General features: G+C 62.3%; 24 protein-coding genes. 8 read left to right on the top strand and 16 right to left on the bottom strand.

From position 1 onward, the window contains the following. Positions 1–25: 25 nt before the first annotated feature. A complete protein-coding gene (locus tag J3A64_RS06765; protein WP_043470228.1) occupies positions 26–766 on the top strand; it encodes a GntR family transcriptional regulator in 741 nt (246 codons plus the stop codon). Between the two features lie 19 nt (positions 767–785). Further along, positions 786–1,679 (top strand): 5-deoxy-glucuronate isomerase, encoded by an 894-nt coding sequence (gene iolB / locus J3A64_RS06770; RefSeq protein WP_210063867.1) that lies wholly within the window; start codon positions 786–788, stop codon positions 1,677–1,679. Positions 1,680–1,760: 81 nt separating this feature from the next. Here iolB and J3A64_RS06775 read toward each other — a convergent pair whose 3' ends face one another. From J3A64_RS06775 to J3A64_RS06810, 8 genes are all read right to left on the bottom strand, one after another. Beyond that, positions 1,761–2,795: a Gfo/Idh/MocA family oxidoreductase gene (locus J3A64_RS06775; RefSeq protein WP_210063868.1), complete on the bottom strand. Its 1,035-nt coding sequence runs from the start codon at positions 2,793–2,795 to the stop codon at positions 1,761–1,763. 23 nt (positions 2,796–2,818) lie between these two features. After that, positions 2,819–3,925 (bottom strand): Gfo/Idh/MocA family oxidoreductase, encoded by a 1,107-nt coding sequence (locus tag J3A64_RS06780; RefSeq protein ID WP_210063869.1) that lies wholly within the window; start codon positions 3,923–3,925, stop codon positions 2,819–2,821. A 33-nt stretch (positions 3,926–3,958) separates the two neighbouring features. Next, a complete protein-coding gene (locus J3A64_RS06785) occupies positions 3,959–5,017 on the bottom strand; it encodes a Gfo/Idh/MocA family protein (protein WP_210063870.1) in 1,059 nt (352 codons plus the stop codon). Then, on the bottom strand, positions 5,014–6,012 hold the full coding sequence (locus tag J3A64_RS06790) for a Gfo/Idh/MocA family oxidoreductase (protein ID WP_210063871.1): 999 nt from the start codon (positions 6,010–6,012) through the stop codon (positions 5,014–5,016). The genes J3A64_RS06785 and J3A64_RS06790 overlap by 4 nt, the downstream gene beginning before the upstream one ends. A gap of 112 nt (positions 6,013–6,124) precedes the next feature. After that, entirely contained in the window at positions 6,125–7,048 is a 924-nt protein-coding gene (locus J3A64_RS06795) for an ATP-binding cassette domain-containing protein (RefSeq protein WP_011774679.1), read from the bottom strand. An 11-nt stretch (positions 7,049–7,059) separates the two neighbouring features. Beyond that, entirely contained in the window at positions 7,060–8,109 is a 1,050-nt protein-coding gene (locus tag J3A64_RS06800) for an ABC transporter permease (RefSeq protein WP_043470222.1), read from the bottom strand. A gap of 52 nt (positions 8,110–8,161) precedes the next feature. Then, positions 8,162–9,157 (bottom strand): substrate-binding domain-containing protein, encoded by a 996-nt coding sequence (locus J3A64_RS06805; RefSeq protein WP_193352654.1) that lies wholly within the window; start codon positions 9,155–9,157, stop codon positions 8,162–8,164. A 144-nt stretch (positions 9,158–9,301) separates the two neighbouring features. After that, a complete protein-coding gene (locus J3A64_RS06810; protein ID WP_210063872.1) occupies positions 9,302–10,315 on the bottom strand; it encodes a LacI family DNA-binding transcriptional regulator in 1,014 nt (337 codons plus the stop codon). Positions 10,316–10,465: 150 nt separating this feature from the next. On the opposite strand from J3A64_RS06810, the gene J3A64_RS06815 reads away from it, so the two are divergent. The 3 genes from J3A64_RS06815 to J3A64_RS06825 all read left to right on the top strand — a co-directional run bounded on the left by J3A64_RS06815 (position 10,466) and on the right by J3A64_RS06825 (position 13,793). Continuing rightward, positions 10,466–11,644, top strand: coding sequence for a Gfo/Idh/MocA family protein (locus J3A64_RS06815; protein WP_210063873.1), 1,179 nt, complete (start codon positions 10,466–10,468; stop codon positions 11,642–11,644). After that, on the top strand, positions 11,641–12,660 hold the full coding sequence (locus J3A64_RS06820) for a sugar phosphate isomerase/epimerase (RefSeq protein ID WP_011774674.1): 1,020 nt from the start codon (positions 11,641–11,643) through the stop codon (positions 12,658–12,660). Before J3A64_RS06815 ends, J3A64_RS06820 begins: the two co-directional genes overlap by 4 nt. A gap of 110 nt (positions 12,661–12,770) precedes the next feature. Continuing rightward, on the top strand, positions 12,771–13,793 hold the full coding sequence (locus J3A64_RS06825; RefSeq protein ID WP_210063874.1) for a Gfo/Idh/MocA family oxidoreductase: 1,023 nt from the start codon (positions 12,771–12,773) through the stop codon (positions 13,791–13,793). A 100-nt stretch (positions 13,794–13,893) separates the two neighbouring features. Here the strand turns inward: J3A64_RS06825 and J3A64_RS06830 are convergent, their stop codons facing one another. The 8 genes from J3A64_RS06830 to J3A64_RS06865 form a co-directional block, all read right to left on the bottom strand. Next, positions 13,894–14,766, bottom strand: a complete 873-nt coding sequence (locus J3A64_RS06830) for a sugar phosphate isomerase/epimerase family protein (protein ID WP_210063875.1) — start codon at positions 14,764–14,766, stop codon at positions 13,894–13,896. Between the two features lie 12 nt (positions 14,767–14,778). Beyond that, complete coding sequence (locus J3A64_RS06835; RefSeq protein ID WP_210063876.1) at positions 14,779–15,792, bottom strand: Gfo/Idh/MocA family protein; 1,014 nt, start codon at positions 15,790–15,792, stop codon at positions 14,779–14,781. A 42-nt stretch (positions 15,793–15,834) separates the two neighbouring features. Continuing rightward, positions 15,835–16,752: a sugar phosphate isomerase/epimerase gene (locus J3A64_RS06840; RefSeq protein WP_210063877.1), complete on the bottom strand. Its 918-nt coding sequence runs from the start codon at positions 16,750–16,752 to the stop codon at positions 15,835–15,837. Positions 16,753–16,835: 83 nt separating this feature from the next. Continuing rightward, entirely contained in the window at positions 16,836–18,347 is a 1,512-nt protein-coding gene (locus J3A64_RS06845; protein WP_210063878.1) for a CoA-acylating methylmalonate-semialdehyde dehydrogenase, read from the bottom strand. A 45-nt stretch (positions 18,348–18,392) separates the two neighbouring features. Beyond that, positions 18,393–20,339: a 3D-(3,5/4)-trihydroxycyclohexane-1,2-dione acylhydrolase (decyclizing) gene (gene iolD / locus J3A64_RS06850; RefSeq protein ID WP_210063879.1), complete on the bottom strand. Its 1,947-nt coding sequence runs from the start codon at positions 20,337–20,339 to the stop codon at positions 18,393–18,395. Positions 20,340–20,345: 6 nt separating this feature from the next. Then, a complete protein-coding gene (locus tag J3A64_RS06855; protein WP_011774667.1) occupies positions 20,346–21,320 on the bottom strand; it encodes a hypothetical protein in 975 nt (324 codons plus the stop codon). After that, entirely contained in the window at positions 21,317–22,339 is a 1,023-nt protein-coding gene (iolC, locus tag J3A64_RS06860; protein WP_043806057.1) for a 5-dehydro-2-deoxygluconokinase, read from the bottom strand. Before iolC ends, J3A64_RS06855 begins: the two co-directional genes overlap by 4 nt. Before the next feature lie 162 nt (positions 22,340–22,501). Continuing rightward, positions 22,502–22,906 carry a tautomerase family protein gene (locus J3A64_RS06865; RefSeq protein WP_011774665.1) on the bottom strand — a complete coding sequence of 135 codons (405 nt, stop codon included), beginning with the start codon at positions 22,904–22,906 and terminating at the stop codon, positions 22,502–22,504. 210 nt (positions 22,907–23,116) lie between these two features. Here J3A64_RS06865 and J3A64_RS06870 point away from each other — a divergent pair, with 210 nt between their 5' ends. The 3 genes from J3A64_RS06870 (at position 23,117) to J3A64_RS06880 (ending at position 25,780) form a co-directional block, all read left to right on the top strand. Next, positions 23,117–23,800, top strand: coding sequence for a GAF and ANTAR domain-containing protein (locus J3A64_RS06870; RefSeq protein ID WP_210063880.1), 684 nt, complete (start codon positions 23,117–23,119; stop codon positions 23,798–23,800). Between the two features lie 9 nt (positions 23,801–23,809). Next, entirely contained in the window at positions 23,810–24,523 is a 714-nt protein-coding gene (locus tag J3A64_RS06875; RefSeq protein WP_011774663.1) for a GAF and ANTAR domain-containing protein, read from the top strand. A gap of 63 nt (positions 24,524–24,586) precedes the next feature. Beyond that, positions 24,587–25,780, top strand: a complete 1,194-nt coding sequence (locus J3A64_RS06880; RefSeq protein WP_143711700.1) for an acyl-CoA desaturase — start codon at positions 24,587–24,589, stop codon at positions 25,778–25,780. Positions 25,781–25,812: the final 32 nt, after the last annotated feature.

Below are 25,812 nucleotides of genomic sequence, written 5' to 3' on the forward strand. Positions count from 1 at the left end.
TTTGAGCCTGAATTCGGGGTATCCAGTGGTTACTAAACTTGGTCTTAACATCGACCGATCCTCTCCCGTGCCCCTGTACCACCAGGTGGTTCAGGGGATCGAGGCCGCCATCCACAGCGGAGTACTGGAGCCCGGTAGCCGCCTCGAGAACGAAATCGACCTCGCGGCCCAGCTCAATCTGTCCAGGCCAACCATGCGTAAGGCCATGGACGAACTGGTCCGTTCCGGTCTCTTGGTTCGGAAACGCGGCGTAGGAACCCAAGTGGTATCCAGTCAGGTCCGCCGCCCCCTGGAGCTCTCCAGCCTCTTTGACGACCTCACCAACAACGGCAAAAAGCCCACTACCACCGTGCTGAGCTTTTCCCACGAGGAAGCCGACCCCGCCACCCTCGCGGCGCTCGAGCTCCCGGCCGGCTCCAAGGTGTACCACTTCACCCGACTCCGCAAAGTGGGGGGCAAACCACTGGCCTTGATGGAGAACTGGGTGCGCGATGACATCGCAACCATGGACGAAGCCATGCTTGCAGCAGAGGGCCTCTACTCAATCCTGCGCCGCGGCGGCGTCAACTTCCGTCTTGCCACACAACGCATCGGCGCAATGATCGCCAATGACTACCAGGCACCCCTCCTTGAGACCGAAGTGAATTCCGCTTTGGTCACCATGGAACGCACAGCTGTGGACGATACCGGCCGTCATGTGGAGACGGGCCACCACGTCTACCGCGCCGATTCCTACAGTTTCGAAATGACACTCGTACAGCGCTAAAACAAAGGACTCCCCTGCCATGACCAACTGGGTTTACCCCTTGGGTTCCGCCACCGACGGCGTTTGGGACATCTCACTCGGCACTTCTGATTCCGCCATAGCCATCGACGGCTGGGCACACACCGGCCTCAAGGTCGCCACCGTCGCGGCGGGCACCGCCGTCGAACTTCCTGCCGTTGCTGAAGAACGCATTGTGGTGCCCCTCAACGGCGCCTTTACCGTAACCGTCGATGGCGTCAACCACCCCCTCGCGGGCCGGTCCTCTGTGTTTCACGGACCCAGCGACGTCCTGTACTCGGGCACGGGAAAAGCCGTCACCATCAGCTCGGCCGACGGCGGCCGCGTGGCCGTCGCCACCGCCCCGGCGCGCACCTCCTACCCCACCCGGCTGGTCCTGGCCGCTGAGACACCCGTGGAATTGAGGGGCGCCGGCAATTGCTCGCGTCAGGTGCACAATTTCGGCACGCCGGCGGCACTGGAGGCAGACCGCTTCATCGTCTGCGAGGTCATTACACCGGCCGGGAATTGGTCCTCCTATCCGCCTCACAAACACGATGAGGAAAAAGACGGGGAGACCCACCTCGAGGAGATCTACTACTTCGAGACCCAAGTGGCCGCAGGTTCCGGCGCTCCGGCGGACGCCGACGCAATCGGCTATCAACGGGTCTACGCCTCGGACGAACGCCCCATCGACGTGTCCGCTGAGGTGCGCACCGGCGACGTCGTCCTGGTCCCCTATGGTTGGCATGGTCCGGCCATGGCCGCACCGGGCTACGACCTGTACTACCTCAACGTCATGGCAGGCCCGGGTCCTGTCCGTGAATGGCTCATCAGCGACGACCCCCACCACGGTTGGGTACGGCAAAGCTGGGAAGGGCAGAACATCGACCCCCGGCTGCCGTTCAGCGCCTAGATCGTCAACTTCCGAACACACAAAAGTGCCCCTCCCGGAATCCCTGAGATTCGGAGAGGGGCACTTTGCGGTGTGGGAGACTCAGCTGGACACTTTGAGAGCAACCCTCACGGGAACACCGGTAGCCAGCGATTCCTGGGCCGCATCTGCCACTCGGGATGCTGCTACTGCGTCCTCCGGGGTACACGGATTCCCGCGCTCCTGCAGCACCAATTCCACAAAGGCGACCATCTCGGAACGGTATGCCTGGTCAAAGCGCTCTGCGAAGGTCTGATGCGGGTCACCGTCAGGGAAAGCGACTGCAGCTTCGACCGAAGCCACAGCAGACTTCTCGTCCAAACCCACCATGACCGTCTTGCGTGAGCCTTGGATCTCCAACCGCACATCGTGGCCGGCCCCGTTGTACCGGCTGGCAGAAACCGTTCCCACCGTGCCGTCGTCGAAAGTAATGAGCGCCAATGCCGTGTCCACGTCGCCTACTTCCCCAATGGCTGGATCGCCATTGTTGGATCCCTTGGCATAGACCTCCACGATTTCGCGTCCCGTCAGCCAGCGCAGGATATCAAAATCATGAACCGAGCAGTCCCGGAACAGGCCCCCGGACGTCGCCAGGAACTCCACGGGGGGCGGCGTCATGTCGCACGTGACGGCGCGCAGCGAGTGGATCCAACCCAACTCGCCGGCCTGGTACGCGCGCTTGGCTTCCAGATAACCGGCATCGAAGCGTCGTTGGTGTCCGATTTGCACCACGCCGTCGTGCTCACTGATGTAATCCAGCACCGGCAACGCGTCGGAAACATTCATGGCCACCGGCTTTTCGCAGAAGACAGGGATTCCGGCGTCCACTCCGGCACGGATCAGCTCCGGGTGGGTCGCCGTACCCGTAGCAATGACCAAACCGTCCACACCGGAGGACAGCAGTTCGGCCACGGATGGCACGAAGTCCGCGCCCAATCCGGCAGCGACCGACCGGGCATGTTCCGTGGCCACGTCTGTGAGCTTCAGGCGAACGTTGACGCCCCTGTCTCGGAGCGTTTCATTGAGGGCCACCATGTTGTTGGCGTGCATGACGCCGATGCGCCCCACGCCAACCAGGCCAAGAGTGACTTCTTTCATCATTTCCTTCGTGGGTAGATGCGTTAGCGGATCTGCGTGGGCTGCAGTGTCGCAACCTGGGGCACGCGCACAGATTTGCCCTGTTTGACGGAGTCGATGCACGCCAGCGCGCAGGCAAGTGCCCTGCGGGCGTCAGACGCGCCGGGTGTGAGCGTAAAAGCGCTCGACGGCGGCGGCGTACCATCGCGCCGTGAACTCACCACCGCGGTGAAATCGGCGAGTTCATCCGTGTAGGCCTGCCGGAAGAGCTCCACGTTCAGCCGAGGGGTGTCTGCTCCCAGTCCGTCGGCCGTATAGCGGCGTGCTGCGGTTTCCGTCGCACGGCCGGCCTGGACCATCCCCTTGGAACCAAAGACTTCCCCCCGGACGTCGTAACCGTACAGGGCACTGAAGTTCGCTTCTGCCACAGCGATGGCTCCGTTGCTGTAACGCACGGTCACCACTGCGGTATCCAGGAACCCTTGGTCCCGCAGACCGGGTTCCACCAGTGCATCGGCTACGGCATGGACTTCCACCGGCTCGGCCCCTTCGTTGAACCAGTTCAGGGTGTCAAAGTCGTGGATGAGGGTTTCCAGGAAGATTGTCCACGCCGGGACCTCGGCTGCGTGAGCGATGCTGCCGCTGCCTGGATCGCGCGTCAGCGAGCGAAGGAGCTGCGGCCTACCCACAATCCCGGCGGCCAGATCCTGCTTTGCCGCTTGGAAGTCCGCCGCATACCGGCGGTTGAAGCCAATCTGGAAATGAACTCCGGCGGCCTCCACGGCGGTCAGGGCAGCATCGAGTTCGGCAAGGTCCTGGGCTGCGGGTTTCTCGCAAAAAACGTGCTTTCCGGCTGCAGCGGCCTTGGTGATCAGACCGGCATGAAAGCGGGCGGGGCTGGCGATGATCACGGCATGGATGGTGGGATCGGCCAGTATGTCGTCCGGGTTTGCCGTGATGTGGGCCGTGCCGAGCAATGCTGCGAGGGCCTCAGCAGATTCGAGGTTGGGATCTGCGATAGCCGCCAGCACCGCGCCCGGGACACGATGGGCAATGCTCTCGGCGTGGAACGCGCCCATCCAGCCGGATCCGATGAGGCCGATCCGTACAGGAGCCGGCAAGGGGACAGAATGTGGAGCGAGGTAGGCCATGGGCCGTCCTTTCGGGGTGTCGGTTCTGTGTCTTCAGGGCCGGGCGGATATGCCCGGGACGCCACTTTCACCGGGGAACACCACGCCCAGTTGGCGCCGGATCTCATCGGCTGCTTCCAGTGTGCGGATGGAGGCTGCCAGCGTCCGCTGGCTGGCTTCCGTGCTACCTCCGGCAACCGCCCGGGCCACGGCCGCGGCCTCGAAGTGCAGGCCTTCGAAGTGTCCGCCAGCCGGCTCGTCGTAGCGCAGCCGCGTCCCGTCAGGGAACCTGACCTCGAAGGCGCCGGGCATGGTGAAGGAACCCTCGATGGTCAACGTGGCTTTGGAACCAACTATGGTGGCGGCAGTGGGAGTGAAGTTATGCAAGTGGGTATTGACCACCGCCTGCGCGCCGCCGTCGAATTGCATCACGGCGGACAGCTGGGCGTTCACTCCCGACTCGTGCGGCTGGCCGATTGCATGCAGCTTGTGTGGACTACCCAAAACTTCCGTGACCAGGGCAAGCGGGTACGTACCCAGGTCAAGCAGCGGACCACCAGCCAATTGCGGATCGAAGATGCGGTGCGAAGGATCAAAATGCTCGCCATACTCTGCGACCACCGTGGTGATGCTGCCCAGCGTTCCTGCCTCAAGGATCTGCCGGATCACATCGAATTTCGGCAGGAAAAACGTCCACATGGCTTCGGCGGCAAAAACGCCGGCAGCCCCCGCCCGCGCGGCGATGTCCCGCGCCTGATCCGCGTTGAGGCCGATGGGCTTTTCGATCAGGACGTGCTTGCCGGCGTCAATGGCCAGGACCGCGGCTGCGTGGTGGCCGGTGTGGGGGGTGCACACGTAGACGATGTCTATGTCCGGGGCAACAGCGAGTTCCTCGTAGCTCCCGTAGGCGGCGGGGACGTTGTACGCCTCCGCGAAGGCCTTGGACCGGTTCACGGATCGGGATCCGACGGCGGCTATCACCTGCCCGGTATGCGCCTGGATGGATTCGGTGAACCGTTCGGCGATCCATCCCGGGCCCATGATGCCCCATCTGAGGGTGGGAGCACCACGGGACCCCGGAACGCGGGAGTGAGGGAGTGCTTGAAGGGTCATGAGTAGCTGACTTTCGTAGTTGTCCCGTCGCTGTGCAGCGACTGGATCATGGCTTGTGCAACGAGCGATGCGTTGAGTCCGTCCTGTGCGCCTGCAAGGGATGGCGCTTCGCCACCAGCGAGTGCAGAAATCCAGGCCTGCAACTGCAGCCGGTACGCGTCGGCGAAGCGGGGGCGCCAGTCCGCGGGGATCACCGCCTGCCGGGTTCCGTCCTGTTCAATGCCCAGCAGTGAAGACTCCTGCAGGGACGTGGTGCCCTGTTCAGAGACCACTTCGCAGCGAGTGGTGTAGCCATACTGGGCATTGAGATAAAGCTCAAGTGTCGTGAGGGTTCCATCTGCAGTGCGGAGGGTCATGAACGACGGGTCCTGCAGGCCCGGCTCGGCACGGCTTGTCTTCTTCCCGGCCTGCCACGACACTTCCGTGACAGGAGAGTCCAGAAGCCAGGGAATGATGTCCAACTCATGTATGGCCGAGTTGGTGATGGCTGATTCTGACGTGGTTCCGGGTCCTGCCGCGGCATTCCGGCTGACGCAGTGGACCATGAGGGGCTCGCCCTGCACCCGGCCTTGCACGGCCTGCCGAAGTGCAACATAGCCCGGGTCGAAGCGCCGCATGAAGCCGAGGGAGAGCAGGGATGCGCCCGTTGCCGCCACAATGTCGGCGTCGGCCGCTACCACTTCGAGGCTTTCCAGGAGCGTGGGCGCCAGGGGCTTTTCGCACAGGACCGGGGTCATGGCCTCAAAGCACTCCAGGACCAGGCCCGCGTGTGTGGAGTCGTGCGAGGCAACAACTACCGCGTCAACGTCACTGGAGTTGATCAATTCCGTCGGGTCCGTGGTGATGCGTGCCGACGGTGGCGCAGCAGCCGCTGCCCGGCCGGCGTCGAGATCTGCCACGAAGGTGACTTTCGCGCCGCCGATGGTGGTGGAGAGGTTCCTGATGTGGTCAGCGCCCATGACTCCGGCGCCGATGACACCTACCCGGATCGGCATGGTGTTCCCTTCTATTGACGATGTGCGTTCTGTTGACGAGGTAAGCGGGCCGTACGCACAGCGGACGGGGTCTTTCGAAGAGATCTCCGGAGGACACCGCCGCGTGCTGCTTCTACGCGTGTTTCGGGCCGCCGGCGTTCACGCTGTCAACGTCCGCGACCTCGGCTTTGACCTCTTTCACGACGTCGCCATGGCCGCCCAGCTGTTCCAGCTCATGGGCAAGTTCAGCAAGCTCAGCACCACCAGCCATTTGGGCCGTGAGTTCGTCCAGTGTGATGTCCTTCTTGTCGTAGTAACCAATGGATTTGCCGCGCTTGAGCAGAAGGAACCGATCGCCTACGGGGAAGGCATGGTGCGGGTTGTGGGTGATGAAGATGACGCCGAGTCCGCGGTCGCGAGCCTGGAGGATGTAGCGCAGGACCACGCCTGACTGCTTGACGCCCAGGGCCGCCGTGGGTTCGTCCAGAATGAGGACCTTGGCCCCGAAGTACACGGCGCGGGCAATCGCGACGCACTGGCGTTCACCGCCGGAAAGCTGCCCAATGGGTTGCTCTACATCGCGCAGGTCGATGCCCATCTCGGCCAGTTCCTTGAGCGTGATGGCCTTCATCTGTTCGACGTCCATGTACTTGAACGGGCCGAAGCCTTTGGTGAGCTCGGATCCGAGGAAGAAGTTCCGCCAGATCGGCATCAGCGGTACCACCGCAAGGTCCTGGTACACCGTGGCGATGCCGGCGTCCAGGGCATCGCGGGGGGAACCGAACTTTCGTTCCTCACCCATGATGTTCAAGACGCCGTCGTCGTGCTGGTGGAGACCGGCGATGATCTTGATCAGCGTGGACTTGCCCGCACCGTTGTCGCCCAGCACACAGGTAACGCGGCCGTTGTCCACGGCCATGGTGACGTCACTCAACGCGATGATGTTGCCGTAGTGCTTGCCCACTCCTTCCAAGGAAAGGAGATGTACGGGTGTGTGGGTGAGGGGATCACGCTCATTCTGGAGCAGCGTTTCCTGGTCGATCGCTTTGGCATTCATTTCCGGGCCCCTTACTTGAGTTCCGCGCGGCGCTTGACGATGAGGTTGACGATGGTGGCGAGCAGCAGCATCAGGCCCAGGAAGAACTTGAACCAGTCGGGGTTCCACTGCGCGTACACAATGCCCTTGTTGGCCATGCCGAAGATGAACGCGCCGATCGCGCCACCCACTGCTGAACCGTAACCACCCGTCAAAAGGCAACCACCGATCACTGCGGCGATGATGTACAGGAATTCATTGCCCACGCCCTCGCCGGACTGCACAGTGTCGAAGGCAAACAAGTTGTGCATGCCCAGGATCCAACCGCAGAAGCCCACACCCATGAACAGCCCGATCTTTGTGGCTTTGACCGGAACTCCGACCGCTCGGGCGGCGTTTGCGTCGCCCCCGACTGCGAAGATCCAGTTACCCACACGGGTCCGCATGAGGACCCACGTTGCCACTGCCACGAGGGCAATCCAGATGAACACCGTGATCTTGACATCGATGCCAGCGATGGTGACCGAGGATGCGAAGACACCGCGGGCGGTGTCGAAGCCGTCCATGGTGGAGATGGACGGAGACGAAACAGAGCCGCCGATCAATCGCGTCAAACCCAGGTTCAGGCCGGTCAGCATCAGGAACGTGGCCAAGGTGACAATGAAGCTGGGGAGCTTGGTCTTCATCAGGATCCAGCCGTTGATGAAACCAATGGCCAGGGACACCAGCAAAGCCAGAATGACACCCACCCAGACGTTCGTGCTGAAGTACCAGCTGAACATTGAAGCTGTCAGCGCCGACGAGATCACAGCGACGCCCGTGGAGAGATCGAACTCTCCGCCGATCATCAGCAGTGACACTCCCACCGCCATAATTCCAATGGTGGAGCTTCCGTACAGCACCGTGGCCAGGGCGTTGGGCTGGGTGAACGTCGGCGATACCAACGCAAAGAAGACAAACAGAACGATTGCGCCCACCAGGGCACCCACCTCGGGCCGGCCAAGGAGCTTCTGCAATGGACTGCGCCGGGCAACCCGCTCATCAATCGCAGCTTTGGTGAATTTGTTTTGGGTAATAGTCATGATGTTTCTCCTTGCTGCCGGGCTGGCTTCCACCAACCCGGCAAGCGGGCTGTTAGCGGATACCCTGTTCAGCAAACGTCAGGACTTCGGCGGCATTGGACTGGTCAACGATGGCCGGACCAGTGAGGACCGACTGTCCGCCGCCAACCTTGAATCCGCCCCGCTTGTTCTGCCACAGGGCATCCACGGCACCGTAGCCCTGGAGCCACGGCTGCTGGTCCACGGTGAACAGCACGCTGCCATCGGAGACCTTCTGGGCAAGTTCCTTGTTGAGGTCGAAGCTGGCTACCTTGGCCGAACTGCCGGCGGTGGTCACAGACTTCAGGAGCGTCAGGGTGATAGGAGCGCCGAGGCCGATGATCACATCAGCGTCCTTCGAAGCCTGGAGCTTTGCGGTGGCGGTGGACTCTACCGACGTCATGTCCGCCCCGTTGACGTACAGGATTTCCGTACCGGGTACTTTCGCCTTCACACCGGCGCAACGGGCCTCGAGGCCCACGTGTCCTTGGGCCTGGATCACGCAAACCGGGTGCTTGTAGCCACCTTCTGCGAGCCTTGAGCCCACGGCCTCGCCGGCCAACTTTTCATTCGACCCGAAGTGCGTGAAAGCTCCGAGCTGGGCCGACGCTGCTTCGCCGGCATTGAAGCTGACGATCGGGATGCCCGCGTCCGTTGCCTTCTTCAGTGCGTCTTTCAGCGCATCCGGCGTAGCCAGTGTCACGGCGATGCCATCCACTTTCTGGTCCACGGCCTGCTCGATCAATTGCGCCTGCCGGCCGGCCTCCGGGTCAGAGGTGTACAGCAGCTCTACATTGTCCTTCGCTGCTGCTTCTTCGGCACCCTTGCGTACCGTGTCCCAGAAGGTGTCACCTGCAGGGGCATGGGCGATCAACGCAATCTTCATCCTTTCGGTGGAGGCCACCTGACCCCCTCCACCGCCGGAGCCTGCCTCCGGCTCCCTGCCGCCAGTGCTTGAACAGGCGCTCAGAGCCACCAAGGGCACAACCGCCGCAACAAGCGCCGCCTTACGCCACGAAAATACAGTCACCATAATCTCCTTTGATTCCCAAGTCCGGACTGCCACTTTGCAGCCCCGGATGCACCGCCTACCTCGATCATGGTGACCTACCTCACGAATGTCAATAGTTTGTCCTGACATTAGTATGTTCGTACGTAATAGCCTTGCCAAGGCTCAGGATCGGGGTGCCGCAGTAGTGCGCCGAACCACCAGTGCGGGTTGGATCAGCTTGCGCTGCGCTCCTACAGTGGAGCCTTGGATGCGCGCCAGCAGCGCCTGTGCGACGCCCATCCCCACCACATCGCTGCGGTTATCCACGGACGTCAGCTCGAGATATCGGGATTTCGCCAGTGCTGAATTGTCATACCCCATGACCGAGATATCCGACGGCGCCACCAGGCCGCGCGCCTTGATCGCACCGAAGGCGCCAAGCGCCATAGTGTCGTTGGCGGCGAAAATCGCAGTAATGTCCGGATGGTGATCCAGGAGCCAGCAGGCGGATGCGTAACCGTCTTCTTCCGTGGTACCCCCCTCCTCCCCCACAATCAATGGTTTGACACCTGATTGCCGGAGTCGCGCGTCGAAGCCGGCCCGCCGGTGGGCTGCGGCACCACCGGAACCCGAAAGGTGGCCGATCCTTCTGTGGCCGAGGTCCAGAAGGTGGACCGCTGCCATCGCACCGCCACCGTCGTCGTCGTTGGTGATGAGATCAGCGTCATCCGGCACCCCGTTCCGCCACCCAGCCACCACGGTGGGAACTTCCGTGCCGCTGAGCACCGTGGCGCCCGGTTCCGCTGCGATCACGAGTCCGTCCACATGCATGGCAAGCAACCCGTCGGCGGCCTCCTTGATGCGGTTCTCCCCGGGGCGGGAATCGGCGAGCGTGACCTGGTAGCCATGTTCTGCCAGCACTGACTCCAAGCCCCGCAGCAGATCGACGAACCACGCGTTCCGATAGTCGTCAATGACGAGCCCGATGCTCTTGGTCCGACTGCTCGCGAGGGTTGTGGCCGCCCGGCTGGGACGGTATCCCAGCTCGGTGATCGCGGTTCTTACCGCGTCACGGCGCTTGTCGCTGACCTTCCCGGGGTTCTGAAGCACCAGTGAAACCAGCGACGGCGAGACGCCGGCCAGCTTTGCGACATCGTAAATTGTTGGGCGTCGGCCCTGAGGCTTGCTCGCGCTCATGGGATCAACTTCCAAGGGTAACGGCCACCTTTGCATGAATGATTGACAGGACATATAGACATGACTACGCTCGAGTTCAGCATACAAAATTGTAGCGCTACAAAATGCCGTCGAGTGTCCCCGCCGCGGCAGTATTTCAAAGGAGAAATCATGGCTGAAAGCCTTGGCGTCGCGGTCATCGGCGCAGGTATGGCCGGAAAAGCCCATGCAGCGGCCTACCGGGCAGCGTCTACCCTCTACAGCCCGGTGCTCCCGCAGATCCGGCTGGTCTCCATTGGTGACGTGAACGCCGAATTCGGCTCGCTGGCAGCCCGTCGCTTTGGGTACGAGCGAAATGACACCTCATGGCAGGCCATCGCAGAAGCGGATGATATTGATGTTGTGAGCGTGGTCATCGCAAACTCCCTGCACCGCGAGGTGGTGGAAGGCTTACTGTCCGCCGGCAAGCACGTGTTGTGCGAGAAACCGTTGAGCGATTCGCTGGAAGACGCCCGTTCCATGGCCGAAGCTGCCCGTAACGCAAGCTCTATCGCGCGCATCGGCTTCACCTTCCGCCGAACCCCGGGCATTGCCTACATCCGGGAGCTCATCCAGAACGGCACCCTGGGAAATGTCCTGCACTTCAGCGGCCGTTACTGGACCGACTACGGCTTCAGCCCCGAAGCTCCGATGAGCTGGCGCTACAAAGGCGGCCCCGGCTCAGGTGCGCTGGCCGACGTCGGAAGCCACCTGACGTACGTCTCCGAATTCCTCTGCGGTGACATCACCTCAATCAGCGGTGGGCGACTCACCACTGCAATCGACAAACGACCGTTGCCGCTCAGCGCCGTCATGGGCCACGACCACGTGGCCGTCAGCGACACTTTCGAAGTCGTCGAGAACGACGACTACGCTGCATTCAACGCGGAGTTCGTAAACGGTGCCGGCAGCTTCGAGGTGTCACGCGTCGCGGCAGGACATGCCAACAGCCTCCAGTTCGAGGTCTTCTGCGAAAAGGGTGCGGCCAAGTTCGACCAGCGCCGTCCCTCGGAAATCCAGTTGTTCCTCAATGCTGGTTCAGGCAACGAGAACGGCTACCGTCAGGTCATCCTCGGCCCGGGCCACCCGTACATTTCCGGGGGCCTTGCCATGGACGCTCCCGAGGTCGGCTTCGGCCAGAACGACGCCTTCGGTTACCAGGCCCGGGCGTTCCTCGAGGAAGTTTCAGGCCTCAGCGAGAGTACGTCACTGCCGCGCTGCGCCACCTTCGACGACGGTGTGCGCAATATGGAACTGCTCAGTGCCGTCACCGAGTCGGCCCTTAGTAACGGAAAGAAAATCACGCTATGAAACTCGGTGTCTACAACGCAATCCTGCACGACCGCCCGCTCCCCGATGCCCTTCAGGTCATTGCGGACCTTGGACTGACCGGCATAGAGATCAATACCGGTGGATTCCTCCCCGCCGTCCACGTACCCACCATGGACCAAGTCCTGGAAAGCGACGCTGCCCGCGACGATTTCCTGGGGCTCTTCGAAGGGACCGGCGTTTCCATCGCTGGCCTGAACTGCAATGGCAATCCCCTGCACCCGAAACGTGAAATCGGCGAAAAGCATGCTGAAGACATCCGGCGCTCCATCCGGCTGGCACATCGACTGGGACAGAACCGGGTAGTCACCATGTCAGGCCTGCCCGGGGGCGAACCAGGGGCCACCACTGTCAACTGGGTAGTCAACGCCTGGAACTCAGCGGCACTGGACGTGCTGGACTACCAATGGGGCGTCGCTGCGGACTTCTGGAAGGAAACCGATCGCCTCGCTGCCGATCACGACGTCAAGGTTGCCCTTGAACTCCACCCGCAGAACATCGTGTTCAATACCGCTGATGTCCACAAGCTCATCGAGCTCACCGGCGCCACGCATGTTGGCGTGGAACTGGATGCCTCGCACCTCTTCTGGCAGCAGATGGATCCGGTTGCCGTCGTCCGGGAACTCGGTCCCCTGGTATTACAGGCCGCCGCCAAGGATGTCCGTGTGAACACAGAGAACGCGGCTCTCTACGGAGTGCTGGACAACAGCTTCCGCCGGCTCTCGCCGGATGAGAACCGGACAAACCTTGGCGGGGACGAGTGGGCCAACGAATGGCCCAAGAACTCCGCGTGGGACTTTGTGGCCCTCGGCCGTGGACACGACACCGCGTTCTGGACAGAGTTCCTTCGCGCGCTGCATGAAGTGGACCCGGACATGCTGGTCAACATCGAACACGAAGACGTCTCCTTGGGCCGCATCGAAGGCCTCCAGGTAGCCGCGAAGGTCCTGCTCGACGCCGACGCAGCACTCTCGGCCTCCTTGAACCCAACGGCCTGAGACTTCATTGCCCGGAACCCCAGGGGTTAACCGCCGGGCCTGGATGGGGACGGCGCTCATGCGCCGTCCCCATCTTTTTACCTCCCGGATCACAAATGGAAGGATAGAAAATGCGTCTTGGCATTGTTGGATACGGAGCAGGCGGGAAGTACTTCCATGCACCGTTCATTGAAGCAGCTGAAGACATCGAACTGGTGGGGATTGTAGCCCGCTCGGACGCAACAAAAGCCTCAGTGGAGTCGGACTTCCCGGGGCTGCCCACCTACGCGAGCCTCAGCGAATTGTTCGCCGCCGGAGTGGATGCCGTCACCATCACCACCCCGCCGCACACCCGGCACGACTTGGTCATGGAAGCCATCAACTCCGGCGTCCATGTTGTGGCCGACAAGCCCTTCGCCCCTACCGCAGAGTCGGCGCGTTCGCTGGCGGAGGCTGCGGAGCGAGCAGGAGTGACCCTGAACGTTTTCCACAATCGTCGCCGTGATGCAGACATCCTGACACTCGCAAAGGTCCTGGAATCAGGAGAGTTGGGCGAGATATGGCGGGTTCACTCGATCATGGACCAGGACAACGCCGACAGCTTGGAGCTCGGTGCGGCCGGAGGGTTGCTGCGTGACCTCGGCAGCCACCTTGTTGACCAGATGTTGTGGCTCCTTGGTCCGGTGAGCCACGTCCACGCCACCCTCGATTGGACGGACCGGTTTGGAGAGCGTACGGATTGCGGTTTCTTCGTCACCATGACCCACACTTCCGGAGCGGTCTCCACGGTATCCGCCAGCAAACTCAACCACTCCACCACCAGGGAACTACGTGCTTATGGCAGCCGGGGAAGCTACGTCGCGTCAGGTTCGGACGTCCAGGCGGACGCCCTCCTGGCGGGACGCCGACCGATATCCGAGCCCGAAACCTGGGGAATCGATGCAGCCGAACATTGGGGTACGTTGTCCCTCAAAGACCGCCGCGGGACCGTTCCGTCGGAGCAAGGAAACTACACCGGCTTTTACACCGAGTTCGCGCGGGCCGTCCGCGGCGACGGCCCTGAACCTGTGCCGGCGTCCGAAGGCATCCGTACGTTGGAAGTCCTGGACGCGGCACGCCGCAGCGCGCTGGAAAATGTTGTGATCGCACTCTGAAGTTTCATTGCTCCATGGCGCAGAAAACGCCCGATGCCTGCCGGCGTCGGGCGTCTTCTTTGTGGTGACCGCGGGAGTAGAGGAGGGGTTGCTCCGGCCCTTACTTTGTGCGGGCGACGTAGTCCACCATCGTCTTGAGCTGGTAGCGGGAGACGTCTTCCGCGTTCTCGTCCTCGGCGAAAACCGAAGAGACCATCACGGTGTTCTCCTTGTCCAGGAAGCCGATCTCCTTCAAGCCCCCAAAGAACTCGTCCCAGTTCACGTCGCCGTCGCCGATCTTCAGGTGCTGGTGAACGCGGACGGCGTTGCCGGGAGGGTTGGTGATGTAGCGGAGGCCGTGGGAGGCGTGGTGGTTCATGGTGTCCGAGACGTGCACCAGACGAAGCTTGTCCCCCGCGGCCCGCATGATCTCCAACGGCTTGTTGCCCATGTGGAAGCTGTGTGAAGCGACGTAGACCATGCCGATGTTCGGTGAGTTGACGCCCCTGATAACGCGGAGTGCGGCCAGGCCATCCTCCACGAAGTCGTCCGGGTGCGGATCAATCAGGACGTCCAGACCCTCGCGTTCGATGATCGGGAGCAGCTCCTCCATGGAGCGGTAGAACGCGCGCTCGGACTCCTCGGCTTTCTCCGGACGGCCGCTGAACTCTGTGTTCATCGTCTGGACGCCGAGATCCACGGCAATCTGGATGGCTCGCTTCCAATACCGGACTGCGGCCTCGCGGGCGTCCTCGTCCGGACCCGACCAGCGCAGGACGGGCAGGACCGAGGCGATTTCGACGCCGGCGTCCTTGCAGGCTGCCTTAAGTTTGCCCACGAGTTCGTCATCGGCCTTGGGGTGGTTGAAGAACGGGATGAGGTCCGCATGCGGGGTCATTTGCAGGTACTTGTAGCCAAGATCTGCAGCAACGCGGGGAAACTCCAACAGGGTGTGGCTGTGGTGGAACGGTGTGGGATCCAGTGCAATTTTCATGGCGACTATCCCCTACTTGTAGAGATCCGGCTTGGTGTTCAGCTGGACCTTGACCTTCTCGCCCGACTTCTGGGCCTCGACCCCGGCCTCGCAGCAGGCTGCGGTGGCGTAACCGTCCCAAGCGGTTGGACCGCCGATTTCGCCGCGAAGGGCGGCATCCACCCAAGCCTGCACCTCGACGTCGTATGCCGCTCCGAAACGCTCTTCAAAACCGGGGGTGACGTTGCCGCCCCACTTGCCCGCGGACTGGACGTACGGGCCGTTATCACTCCCGATGCTCACAATGCCCTCTTCGAAAGACGCTTGCGTGGCCACCTGGTAGCCGAACTTGGCGTTGACGTAGATTTCGACGTCGGCCAACACACCGGACTCGGTTTCCAGCAGCACGTGCTGCGGGTCATGCTGGCCGCTGGGCGCACTGCGGGTGGGCTTGCCCAACCGGACCTGCACGGAGGTGATTTCTTCACCGGTGAAGTAACGGATCGCGTCGAATTCGTGGACTACGGAGTCGTTGATCAGCATCTCGTTGGTGAAGCCCTCGGGCGTGCTCGGGTTGCGATGCTGGTGGTGCAACATCAACAGCTCCCCCAATTCGCTGTTGCGGATAATCGCACCCAACGCCGAGTATTCGGCATCGAAGCGGCGCATGAAGCCCACCTGGATGCGCTTATGGCCCAGCGCCTGCTCAGCCTGGACAACCTTCCAGGCACTCCCGGCGTCCGGCGTCAGCGGCTTCTCGCAAAGAATCGGGAAGTCCTTCTCCAGTGCCTTGTACAGGATTTCCTCATGGAGGAAGCCCGGGGTGGCGATCAAGACGGCATTCACGTCGCCGTTGTTGAGCGCTTCGTCGGCACTGGCTAGCGCAACGGCGCGGTCGATGCCTTCAATTGCGGCTTGCGCGCGGGCCAGGTCAACGTCGACGACGGCGGCTACTTCAGCGCCGTGGATGCGCGTGCTGAGGCGCTTGATGTGGTCCGCACCCATGCGGCCTGCGCCGATGACGGCAACGCGGAGAGTCTTTGTCACTGTATCTGTCCTTCGTGAAAGTTGGTTTGCTAGTGGACGGCGTTACTGAATCCGGGTGCGGGATCCGCAGGAAAGCAGGTAATTGCGGGTCCGCTTGGCGATGGGCATCGGAACATCGAACGCTACCGGGTACATGTCCTGTTCCACGATGCCGAAGATGGGCCTGTTGAGTCCCTCTACGGCTTCGATGACCGCGCGCAGGTCCGGAAGGCCGTTCGGCGGTTCGGTCATGACGCCGGCCAGGTTGGCAGCTGCCCAGGTCATGTTCTTCTCATTGACCTCGGCAAGGATGTCCGGGTTGATCTGTTTGAGGTGCAAGTAGCCAATGCGGTCCGGGTAGTTTTTGATGAGTTCCAGGCTGGACGCCCCGCAGTATTCAGCGTGCCCCGTATCCAGGCAGAGGTTCATGTACTGCGGATCCGTTGCAGCCAGCAGGGTTTCGATGTCCCTCTGTGCACCAACATGGGAGTCCGCGTGTGAGTGGAACTGCTGGTGCAAACCGAAGTCTTCGAGGAGCACCTTGCCCATGCGGTTGTGGCCGGCGAAGAGGTCTGCCCACTGTTCGTCGGAAAGTTCACCGTTCTCCACTGCCTCACCGGTGACATCATCGCGCCACATCGCGGGGATGACCACGATGTGTTCACCGCCCATGGCTGCGGTCAGCTCGGCTACCTTGCGGGCCGGTTCCCATGCCTCGTCGTACTGATTGGCGCCACGGTGGAAGGCGGTGAAGACCGTTCCCGCGGTGACTCGGAGGTCGCGCTGCTTGAGCTCTTCAGCCAACCGCGTGGGATCGTTCGGCAAGTAGCCGTACGGACCCAGTTCAATCCATTTGTAGCCGGACTCTGCAACTTCATCCAGGAAACGCTCCCACGGAGTTTGCTGGGGGTCATCGGCGAACCACACACCCCAGGAGTCCGGGGCGGTACCAATGATGAGCTTGTTCTCGACGTCAGTCATGACAACGGTGTCTTTCTCTAGCAGGGCCCACGCCGCCAGGGTTACCTGGCCGAGCTTGCGAGGCGAGGGCGGCGGTGGGGATTCTAGTTGGAGGGGAAGTTGTAGGAGGCGCCGGAGGCGTGGGTGGGTTCGGGCCAGCGGGAGGTGATGACCTTGCCGCGGGTGTAGAAGGACACGCCTTCGGGGCCGTAGATGTGCTTGTCGCCGAAGAGGGAGTTCTTCCACCCGCCGAAGGAGTGGTAGGCCACCGGGACGGGAAGGGGGACGTTGATGCCCACCATGCCCACGGTCACCGAGCGCTGGAACTTCCGTGCGTTCGCACCGGAGGAGGTGAAGATCGCGGTGCCGTTGCCGTAGGGGTTGGAGTTGATCAGCTTTATGCCGGCCTCGAGGTCTTCGACGCGGACCACTACCAGGACAGGTCCGAAGATTTCCTCGGTGTAGGCGGTCATTTCGGTGCTGACGTGGTCAATCACCGTTGGGCCGACCCAGAAACCCTCTTCGTGGCCGGGGACCACCAGGTCGCGGCCGTCAACGACCATTGCTGCGCCGGCGGTTTCGGCCTCGGTGACGATTTTGACGATGCGTTCCTTGGAAGCCGGGGTGATGACCGGACCCATGTCGGCGTCGGGTTCGGTGCCGTTCTTGACCTTGATGGCCAGGGCGCGTTCTTCGACCTTCTTCACGATCAGGTCAGCGGCATCTCCGACCGCCACGGCGACGGAGATGGCCATGCAGCGCTCCCCCGCTGAGCCGAACGCGGCAGCTGCGAGGTGGTCGGCGGCGTTGTCGAGGTCGGCGTCGGGCATCACGATGGCGTGGTTCTTCGCACCGCCCAGGGCCTGGACGCGCTTGCCTTGCTTGGTGGCGGTCTCGTGGACGTACTGGGCGATCGGGGTGGAGCCGACGAAGGAGATGCCGTCCACGTCCGGGTGGGTCAGCAGCCCGTCAACGGTTTCCTTGCCGCCGTGGAGGACCTGGAACACGCCGTCGGGCAGGCCGGCCTGCTTCCAGAGCTTTGCCAGGAGCATCGGGGCGGAGGGGTCACGTTCGGAGGGCTTGAGGATAAACGCGTTGCCGGTGGCAATGGCCATCGGAGCCATCCACAACGGCACCATGACCGGGAAGTTGAACGGGGTGATGCCCGCAACAACGCCCAAGGGTTCGCGGAAGGAGAAAACATCGATGCCGGTGGAGACCTGGTCCGAGTAGTCGCCCTTGAGCAGCTGCGGAATGCCACAAGCGAACTCGATGACCTCCAGGCCACGGCCGATCTCACCCTTCGCATCGGAAAGGACCTTTCCGTGCTCGGCGGTAATCAACTCAGCCAGTTCGTCCACGTGGGCGGCGACGAGCTCACGGAACTTGAACAACACCGCAGTGCGCTTGGCCAGGGAAATATCCCCCCACGAATCCGCCGCCTTGCGGGCCGCGGCAACGGTGGTGTTCAGGTCAGCCTCGTTGGCCAGGCGCAGCTCAGCCGCAACCTGGCCGGTGGCCGGGTTGTACACGGGCTGGGTGCGGTCCCCTTCGCCTGTGGTCTCGGCGCCGTTGATGAAGTGGTGAATGGTGGTCAGTGTGGTCGTCGTCGACATGTGCGGACTTCCTTTTAGTCTGTGGCTTTTAGGGCGGGGCTGTGACTAGCCGAGCAGCTTGCGCTGGCGGTTCTTGTGGTCGGTGTACGTCTTGTAGGCCTGCTGGGTGGATTCGAGGTCTGAGACCTGTGAGACGGGAACGTCCCACCAGGACTCGGAGCTCGGGGCGTCCAGCAGCGGATCGGATTCGACGTGGATGACGATCGGTCCGGTTTCCGGGGCGGCCTTGGCTTCCTTGATGGCGGCGCCCAGTGAATCAATGACGTTCTCGCCAGGTTCGATCCGGATGACCTTCGCGCCCAAGGATTCTGCGTTGGTGGCGAGGTCGATGGGAAGGTTCTCGCCGGCGTCGAAGCTGTGCTGTTCCTTATTTAGGACGCGGTACTGCGTGCCGAAGCGCTGGGAACCGAGGGACTCGGAGAGCGAGCCGATGGAGGCATAGCCGTGGTTTTGGATGAGGACCACGATCAGCTTGATGCGTTCGGCGACGGCGGTGACCAGTTCGGTGTGCATCATCAGGTAGGAGCCGTCCCCCACCATGACAACTACGTCCCGATCCGGTCCGCCTGCTGCGGCTTCGGCCAGCGCTGCACGCTTGACGCCCAAGCCTCCGGGGATTTCGTAGCCCATGCAGGAGTACGCGTACTCCACGTGGTAGCCGAAGGGGTCGCGTACGCGCCACATCTTGTGCAGGTCGCCGGGCAGCGAACCGGCGGCGCAGATGACGACGTCCTGGTCATCCATTGCCTTGTTGGTGGCTCCGATGATCTCGTTCTGGGCCGGCAACGGCGTGAAGCGGGTCTCGAAGGCCTCGTCCACGATGGTGTTCCAGCGCTTCTTCTCTGCTGCGACCTTCTCTTCCAGGTCGGCACCCACCCGGTAACCACCCAAGGCCTGGTTCAGCTTTACCAGGGCCTTGCGGGCGTCAGCGACGATCGGCAACGTGGTTCCGTGCTTGTACGCGTCGATCGGGGCGACGTTGATGTTCACGAACTTCACGTCCGGGTTCTGGAACGCCGTACGGGACGCGGTGGTGAAGTCCTCGTACCGCGTACCGATCCCGATGATGAGGTCCGCTTCGGCTGCGATGGCGTTGGCCGCCGTCGTGCCGGTTGAACCGATGGCACCGAGGGAGTGCTTGTGGTCCCACGGCAGGACGCCCACGCCGGCCTGTGTGTTGCCAACCGGAATGCCCGTCAGCTCAGCGAAGGTGGCAAGTTCGTCGTTGGCGTAGGCGTAGAGGACGCCGCCGCCGGCAATGATCAGCGGGCGCTTCGCGGCGCGGATAGCCTCCACGGCGCGGCGGATGTCGTCATCCTCGGCCTCGGGACGGCGGATCCGCCATTCACGCTCGGCCAGGAACTCTTCCGGGACATCGAAGGCCTCAGCCTGGACATCCTGTGGCAGCGAAATGGTCACCGCGCCGGTCTCAGCCGGGTCCGTCAAGACACGAAGTCCGTGGTGGAACGCGGAGAACAACTGCTCCGGACGCGAAACCCGATCGAAGAACTTGGACAGAGGACGGAAAGCATCGTTGACCGTGATGTCGTAGGCGTACGGGAGTTCCAGCTGCTGGAGTACAGGGTCCGCCGCGCGTGTGGCGAACGTGTCACTCGGCAGCAGCAGGACGGGCAGGCGGTTGGTGGTGGCCAAAGCGGCACCTGTCAGCAGGTTCGAAGAACCCGGGCCAATCGAGGTGCTGATCGCGAAGGTCTGGCGGCGGCGGGTATGACGTGCATAGCCCACAGCCTGATGCACCTGGGCCTGCTCATTGCGGCCCTGGTAATACGGCATGATCGTAGGATCCGCAGCCTGGTACTGCTTCAACGCCTGGCCCACACCAGCCACATTGCCGTGCCCGAAAATACCGAACGTGCCCGGAATCAACCGCTCACGGTACTCCACACCATTGATGGAATCCACAGTGTATTGCTTGGAAAGGAACTCGACCACGGCTTGGGCCACGGTCATCCGACGGGTTGCTGTTCCCATGGTTTCTTACTCCGATACTTTCACGGGGATGCGGTTGGACGATGGGCGCTCTGCGGTAGCCGGTTCGACGATTGCCGGGACGGGCCCGCTGTTGTTCAGCAGCGAGGCGGCCGTCGCCACGGCCCCTGCAACATCGCCGTCGTGCGGGTACAAAAGGGTCCGCCCGACAGTGAGGCCGCGAACGCCGGGCAAGGCCAGGGCTGCCTGCCAGCTGGCGAAAACCTCGTCCGGACTGCCGTCAGGATCACCACCTAACAGCACGGTAGGCATGGTGGTGGACGCCATGACGCGTTCCATCTCAGCCACCACCGGCAGTTTCATCCAGGTGTAGGCGCTGGTAGAGCCAAGGCCCTCGGCGATGCCAACGGACTTGATCACCGCGTCAGCGCGGAGGTCGTTGCGGACTTTGCCGTGAGCGTCACGGACCGACAGGAATGGTTCCACCATGGCTATGAGCTTGCGCTCGGCCAGCGAATCAATGGCTTTGGCGGTGGCTTCGAGAGTGGCCACGGTGTCCGGGTCACCCAGGCAGATGCGCGTCAACATCTTGCCGCCATCAGCGCCGAGTGCCTCCAACGCAGCTGCAGTGTGCCCGGTGAAACGGTCATCGAACTCATTGACCAAACCTGCCAAGCCGCCACGGTTCATTGAACCGAAGACGAGCTTGCCCTCCAAAGCCCCCAGCAACAGGAGGTCATCCATAATGTCAGGCGAAGCCAGGATGCCATCAACGGCTGGGTTCGCCAACGCGATCTGCAGGCGGTCCAAAAGGTCGCGGCGGTCAGCCATCGCCATCGGCCGCGTGCCCACCGACAAAGCGCCCCGTGCCGGGTGATCCGCGGCGACAATGAAATTCTGGGCATCATGTTTCAAGCCCGGGTGGCGGCGGCGCGTGGCCGCGGCACGGGCGACGGCCTCAGGGTCCTCCAAGCGGATTCGACTCAAATGCTCGTAACGGCGTGGGTCATCATTGAGGCTCAACGAACTGCTCCTTCTGCAAGTGTGGAGGAGGCTGCAAGGGTGGCGCCGGGTATGGGGCGGCCGCGTTCGGCGAGCAGCGAGGTGACCTCGTCCGGCGTCGGCATCGCGTCCGCGCAGGAAAGGCGGGAGGCGACGATCGCTCCCGAAGCGTTGGCGTAGTCGAGGACTTCGGACAACGGCCAACCGGACAGCAGTCCGTGACAGAAAGCGCCGCCGAAGGAGTCGCCGGCGCCCAGGCCATTGACGGTTTCCACCGGGACAGGCGCCGAGACCACGCGTTCCGTGCGGGTCTTGGCCATCACGCCTTCAGCGCCAAGCTTCACGACGGCGATTTCGACGCCGGCGGCCAGCAAGCGGTCTGCCTGCTCATCGGGCGTTCCCTCACCCACGGCAACAGCGCATTCCTTGTCGTTGCCGATCGCGACAGTGACGTGCGGGAGGATCTTGGCGACCTCGGTGCGGGCTTCTTCTTCGGACGACCAGAACATAGGGCGGTAATCCAGGTCCAGGATGGTGAACTGGCTTGGATTCAAGCCGGTCCGGGGACGGGCTTCATGGGCAGCGATGTGCGCGCTGCGGCTGGGCTCCTGGCACAGACCGGTGACGGTGGACCAGAAAATACCGGCGTTCCCAATGGCCTCCAGGTCCAGCTCTTCGGCTTTGATCTGCAGGTCGGGCGCCGTGGGGAAGCGGCCGTAGAAGTAGAGCGGGAACTCGTCCGTTGCAGGCTTGATCGCGCAAAACGTCACTGCCGTGGGGTACTGAGCCACCGGGGAAACGAACGAATCGTCAACGTTGAACTTGTGAAGTTCGCGGTGCAGGTACTTCCCGAAGGCGTCGTCGCCGGTGCGGGTGATGACACCGGTGCGGCGGCCGTGGCGCGCAGCGGCGACGGCCACGTTGGAAGGGGAACCTCCCAGGTACTTGCCGAAGGACGTCACGTCCTCCAGGTCCACTCCGATGTCATTCGGGTAGATATCAACGCTGATGCGCCCGATCGTAAGCAGTTCGTGGGTCACGGTGATCGTTGACCTTTCTCTTGTGAACTCTGAACCTTTGAGCGCTGGGCCCCAATGCCTTGCCACCCCTCAGTGAGCGGGGCCACATGACTACTTTGCACCAGATTTAATGTCCTGTCAAAGGTTTGTACTGACATATTTACAACATGACACAGAGCGCAATTACTTGCGGGGCACGGCCAGTTCTCCCGTGACATATTGGCTTCGCCCAAAACCAAATGACCAGTCACCTGGCGAGTTCTCCACGTAGCCCACAAAGACGTCCTCGCCCGCGATCCCCACGTCCGCGAGACGGCCTGCAATAGCTTCGAAAAGGGAGCTCTTGGCCTCTTGGCTGCGACCACCCTGAGTGAAAATCTGGATCATGACAACGGCGGAACTGCGCTCAAAACCTAAACCTGCATCCTGGGCGACAATCTGACCCTGCGGGTGTTCGGTGAGGATATGGAAGTAGTCCCGCTCCGGGATTCCATACTCCGCGAGGATGGCATCGTGGATCGTGCGGCTAAGGGCGGCCAGCTCCTCTGGCGAGCGGCCCTGGTTAACGTCGATACGAATAAGCGGCATATCTACTCTCCTAAGTTTGTCCTGTCATACTAACAAAGCAAATCCTAGGAACTCAAGACCACCCAGCCGCGCGGACGGGCAGGGGCAACCGGTACACAGCACTGCGCGGGTCTATGGTTGAGGAAGCAGCTACTGTGCGGCTGTCTTGCAAAACAAACGAGTGGTGGTCGTTGGTGCAGCCGAGCCATCACAAAAGAGCTCTGAAGAACCATGTTTGAGCAGATGGCGGCGACGTACGGTACCCACGGCGATCTCTGTGCCGCTTTCCTCCAGGAACTTCCCCTTGATGGTGCAGCCATTTCCGTCTTCGGCGGTTCTGCGGCCGAAACCTTGATGTGTGCCTCGGACGCTACGGCTGCACGGCTCGATGAGCTTCAGTACGATCTCGGGGACGGACCGCGGTGGGATGTATTCCGCACGCACCTGCCCGTGATGATCCCTGACCTCGGTGCCCCAGGAGTCCGCTCATGGCCCGCATTCGCCGAAGCTGCAGCCATGACGAATGCGCAAGCCTTCCTTGTTTTCCCGTTGCTTGCCGGCGGGCTGGTCATAGGCGTGGCAGAACTCTACTGCAACGCGCCGCGCGTCCTCAGCCCCGCCCAGGTCAACGGGGCCACCCGGCTTGCCAGCCGAACGGCCTGGACTCTACTGCGCGGATTGATGCCCGGCAGCGAATCCGACTCGGCGGGCGTCCCGCTGGCCCGGCGGGAAATCCACCAGGCAACCGGTATGGTGCTGGTCCAGACCGATAGCACCGCTGCAGAAGCGTTGCAGTTGCTGCGCGGCCATGCCTTCGCCAGCGGACGCTCGCTGCAGGACACTGCCTCAGACGTCGTCAGCCGACGGCTGGATTTCACCCCGACGACGGGCGCCGCCGGTACCGATTCACAGTAAAATGCAGAGATGGTCATGAAGAGCAGGGCCGAGCGTCTCAGCGATACGTTCGTGAAGCTTACCGACACCCTCGTTGCCGATTACGACGTCCTGGACCTATTGCACACCCTCGTGGAGGACGCCGTTGATTTACTCGACGCAGCCCAAGCCGGCCTGCTGCTCTCCGACGCCGACGGGATCCTACAACTACTTGCCTCCACCAGCGAGCAAAGCCAACTCGTGGAACTGCTGCAGCTCGAAGCCGGAGCCGGCCCGTGCGTGGAGTGCTACCACACCGGCTCCGTTATCACTGTGGATGACATCAGCGCTTTGGGAGAGCGCTGGCCGGCATTCCAGCAGATTGCCTTGGACATGGGCTTCAGGTCAGTGCACGCTGTGCCCATGCGTGTCCACACGCGGGTTATAGGCGCGATGGGTCTGTTCGGCTCGCAACCCGGCGCCCTGACACCCGAAGACGCCTCGATCGCCCAGGCCATGGCCGATGTTGCGACCATCAGCCTCCTCCAAGAACGCACCATCAGGGAAGCAGGCGTCCTCAACGAACAGCTCCAGCGCGCCTTGACCACCCGAGTGCTCATCGAGCAAGCCAAAGGTGTCATCGCGCAAACAAAAAACCTCGACATGGACAGTGCCTTCAACGTGCTGCGCGCACACGCCCGCTCCTCCCGGCAAAATCTCCGCGACGTCGCCGAAAGCATCGTCAAACGCACCTTGATGATCTAGTGCTTTTCCGGGCGCCCGCCTGCAAGGGATTGCCTGGCAGAGTCCTTTTCCTATGGACTCGCGGTGCCCTTCGTGCCTACGCTGGTGTTGTTGCCCCAGACCTCGGCAGCGCATGTTCAGCGCATACGAGGAGGCAACATCTTGTCGCTCATCGACCAGCCCCCACCAGTGGTGCCCACGCTCACGCCGCCACCCCAACAGGCACGTTCCGGAATCCGGATCAACAAAGTTACCAGCAGCTACGCAGGCCTTTTGACGTCAGTCAAGGAAGCTGGACTGCTTGAGCGGTGCCGACGAGATTACCTCCTGCTCTTGACACTCCTGGTCATCGCCGGCGCGGGTGTCTTGGTGGCGTTCTTCTTTGTGGGCGATTCTTGGCTTCAGCTTGTGGTCGCTGCCGCACTCGGTATTGTGTTCACGCAGTTCGCTTTGTTCGGCCACGAAGCAGCACACCAACAGGTATTCACCTCCCGGGCCGCCAACGAGTGGGCTGCACGGCTAATCGCCACACTGATGGTGGGCATGAGCTACGCCTACTGGACCGACAAACACTCAAGGCATCATGCCCGGCCGAATGTAGTCAACCGGGATCCGGACATCGCCCCCGGCGCCATTGTCTTCCACAACGAGGTGCCAACCAACCGTGGACGATTCTCACGTGCATATGGGAAACGGCAGGGGTATCTCCTTTTCCCGCTGCTGTTGTTCCTCGGATGGACGCTACACATCGACTCGCTGAAGTACTTGCTGAAGCGCGGGCCCGTGAAGTTCCGCTGGCTCGAGCTTGGCCTGCTTGGGGTGCGCTTCGGGACCTACATCGGTCTGCTGTTCCTGGTGTTGTCCCCTGGCATCGCCGTGGCCTTCATCGGGGTTCAGGTCGCCGTCTTCGGGCTGTACATGGGCGGAACCTTTGCGCCGAATCACAAAGGCATGCCGATACTGCCCGCAGACAGTCGTGCCGACTTCTTATCCCGGCAGGTGCTCACCTCCCGCAATATCACCGGTGGCGGGTTCGTAACGTTCCTCATGGGAGGGCTCAACTACCAGATTGAACACCACCTATTTCCGGACATGCCCCGCCGGCATCTTCGCGAAGCCAGCCAGCTGGTCAAAGCCCACTGTGTTCGCACCGGCATCCCCTACACCGAGACCTCACTGATGCGCTCCTATTCCATCGTGATCCGCTACCTCAACACCGTCGGCCTCGCGGCGGCAGACCCGTTCACCTGCCCCCTCGCCGGTCAACACCGGCCGTAAGGGAAGCCAACCGGGAGAGAGTTCCACCCTGG

This window comes from Pseudarthrobacter sp. PvP004 (genome assembly GCF_017876035.1).
Classification (GTDB): Bacteria; Actinomycetota; Actinomycetes; order Actinomycetales; family Micrococcaceae; genus Arthrobacter; species Arthrobacter aurescens_A.

Bases quoted from the DNA above. Each gene is read 5' to 3' on its own strand.
- J3A64_RS06865 (WP_011774665.1), bottom strand. From the start codon at position 22,906: ATGCCGCTTATTCGTATCGACGTTAACCAGGGCCGCTCGCCAGAGGAG.
- iolD (WP_210063879.1), bottom strand. From the start codon at position 20,339: ATGGGAACAGCAACCCGTCGGATGACCGTGGCCCAAGCCGTGGTCGAG.
- J3A64_RS06775 (WP_210063868.1), bottom strand. From the start codon at position 2,795: ATGAAAGAAGTCACTCTTGGCCTGGTTGGCGTGGGGCGCATCGGCGTC.
- J3A64_RS06785 (WP_210063870.1), bottom strand. From the start codon at position 5,017: ATGACCCTTCAAGCACTCCCTCACTCCCGCGTTCCGGGGTCCCGTGGT.
- iolB (WP_210063867.1), top strand. From the start codon at position 786: ATGACCAACTGGGTTTACCCCTTGGGTTCCGCCACCGACGGCGTTTGG.
- J3A64_RS06800 (WP_043470222.1), bottom strand. From the start codon at position 8,109: ATGACTATTACCCAAAACAAATTCACCAAAGCTGCGATTGATGAGCGG.
- J3A64_RS06825 (WP_210063874.1), top strand. From the start codon at position 12,771: ATGCGTCTTGGCATTGTTGGATACGGAGCAGGCGGGAAGTACTTCCAT.
- J3A64_RS06875 (WP_011774663.1), top strand. From the start codon at position 23,810: ATGGTCATGAAGAGCAGGGCCGAGCGTCTCAGCGATACGTTCGTGAAG.
- J3A64_RS06870 (WP_210063880.1), top strand. From the start codon at position 23,117: ATGTTTGAGCAGATGGCGGCGACGTACGGTACCCACGGCGATCTCTGT.
- J3A64_RS06790 (WP_210063871.1), bottom strand. From the start codon at position 6,012: ATGCCGATCCGGGTAGGTGTCATCGGCGCCGGAGTCATGGGCGCTGAC.
- J3A64_RS06780 (WP_210063869.1), bottom strand. From the start codon at position 3,925: ATGGCCTACCTCGCTCCACATTCTGTCCCCTTGCCGGCTCCTGTACGG.
- J3A64_RS06820 (WP_011774674.1), top strand. From the start codon at position 11,641: ATGAAACTCGGTGTCTACAACGCAATCCTGCACGACCGCCCGCTCCCC.
- J3A64_RS06830 (WP_210063875.1), bottom strand. From the start codon at position 14,766: ATGAAAATTGCACTGGATCCCACACCGTTCCACCACAGCCACACCCTG.
- J3A64_RS06815 (WP_210063873.1), top strand. From the start codon at position 10,466: ATGGCTGAAAGCCTTGGCGTCGCGGTCATCGGCGCAGGTATGGCCGGA.
- J3A64_RS06810 (WP_210063872.1), bottom strand. From the start codon at position 10,315: ATGAGCGCGAGCAAGCCTCAGGGCCGACGCCCAACAATTTACGATGTC.
- J3A64_RS06795 (WP_011774679.1), bottom strand. From the start codon at position 7,048: ATGAATGCCAAAGCGATCGACCAGGAAACGCTGCTCCAGAATGAGCGT.
- J3A64_RS06840 (WP_210063877.1), bottom strand. From the start codon at position 16,752: ATGACTGACGTCGAGAACAAGCTCATCATTGGTACCGCCCCGGACTCC.
- J3A64_RS06845 (WP_210063878.1), bottom strand. From the start codon at position 18,347: ATGTCGACGACGACCACACTGACCACCATTCACCACTTCATCAACGGC.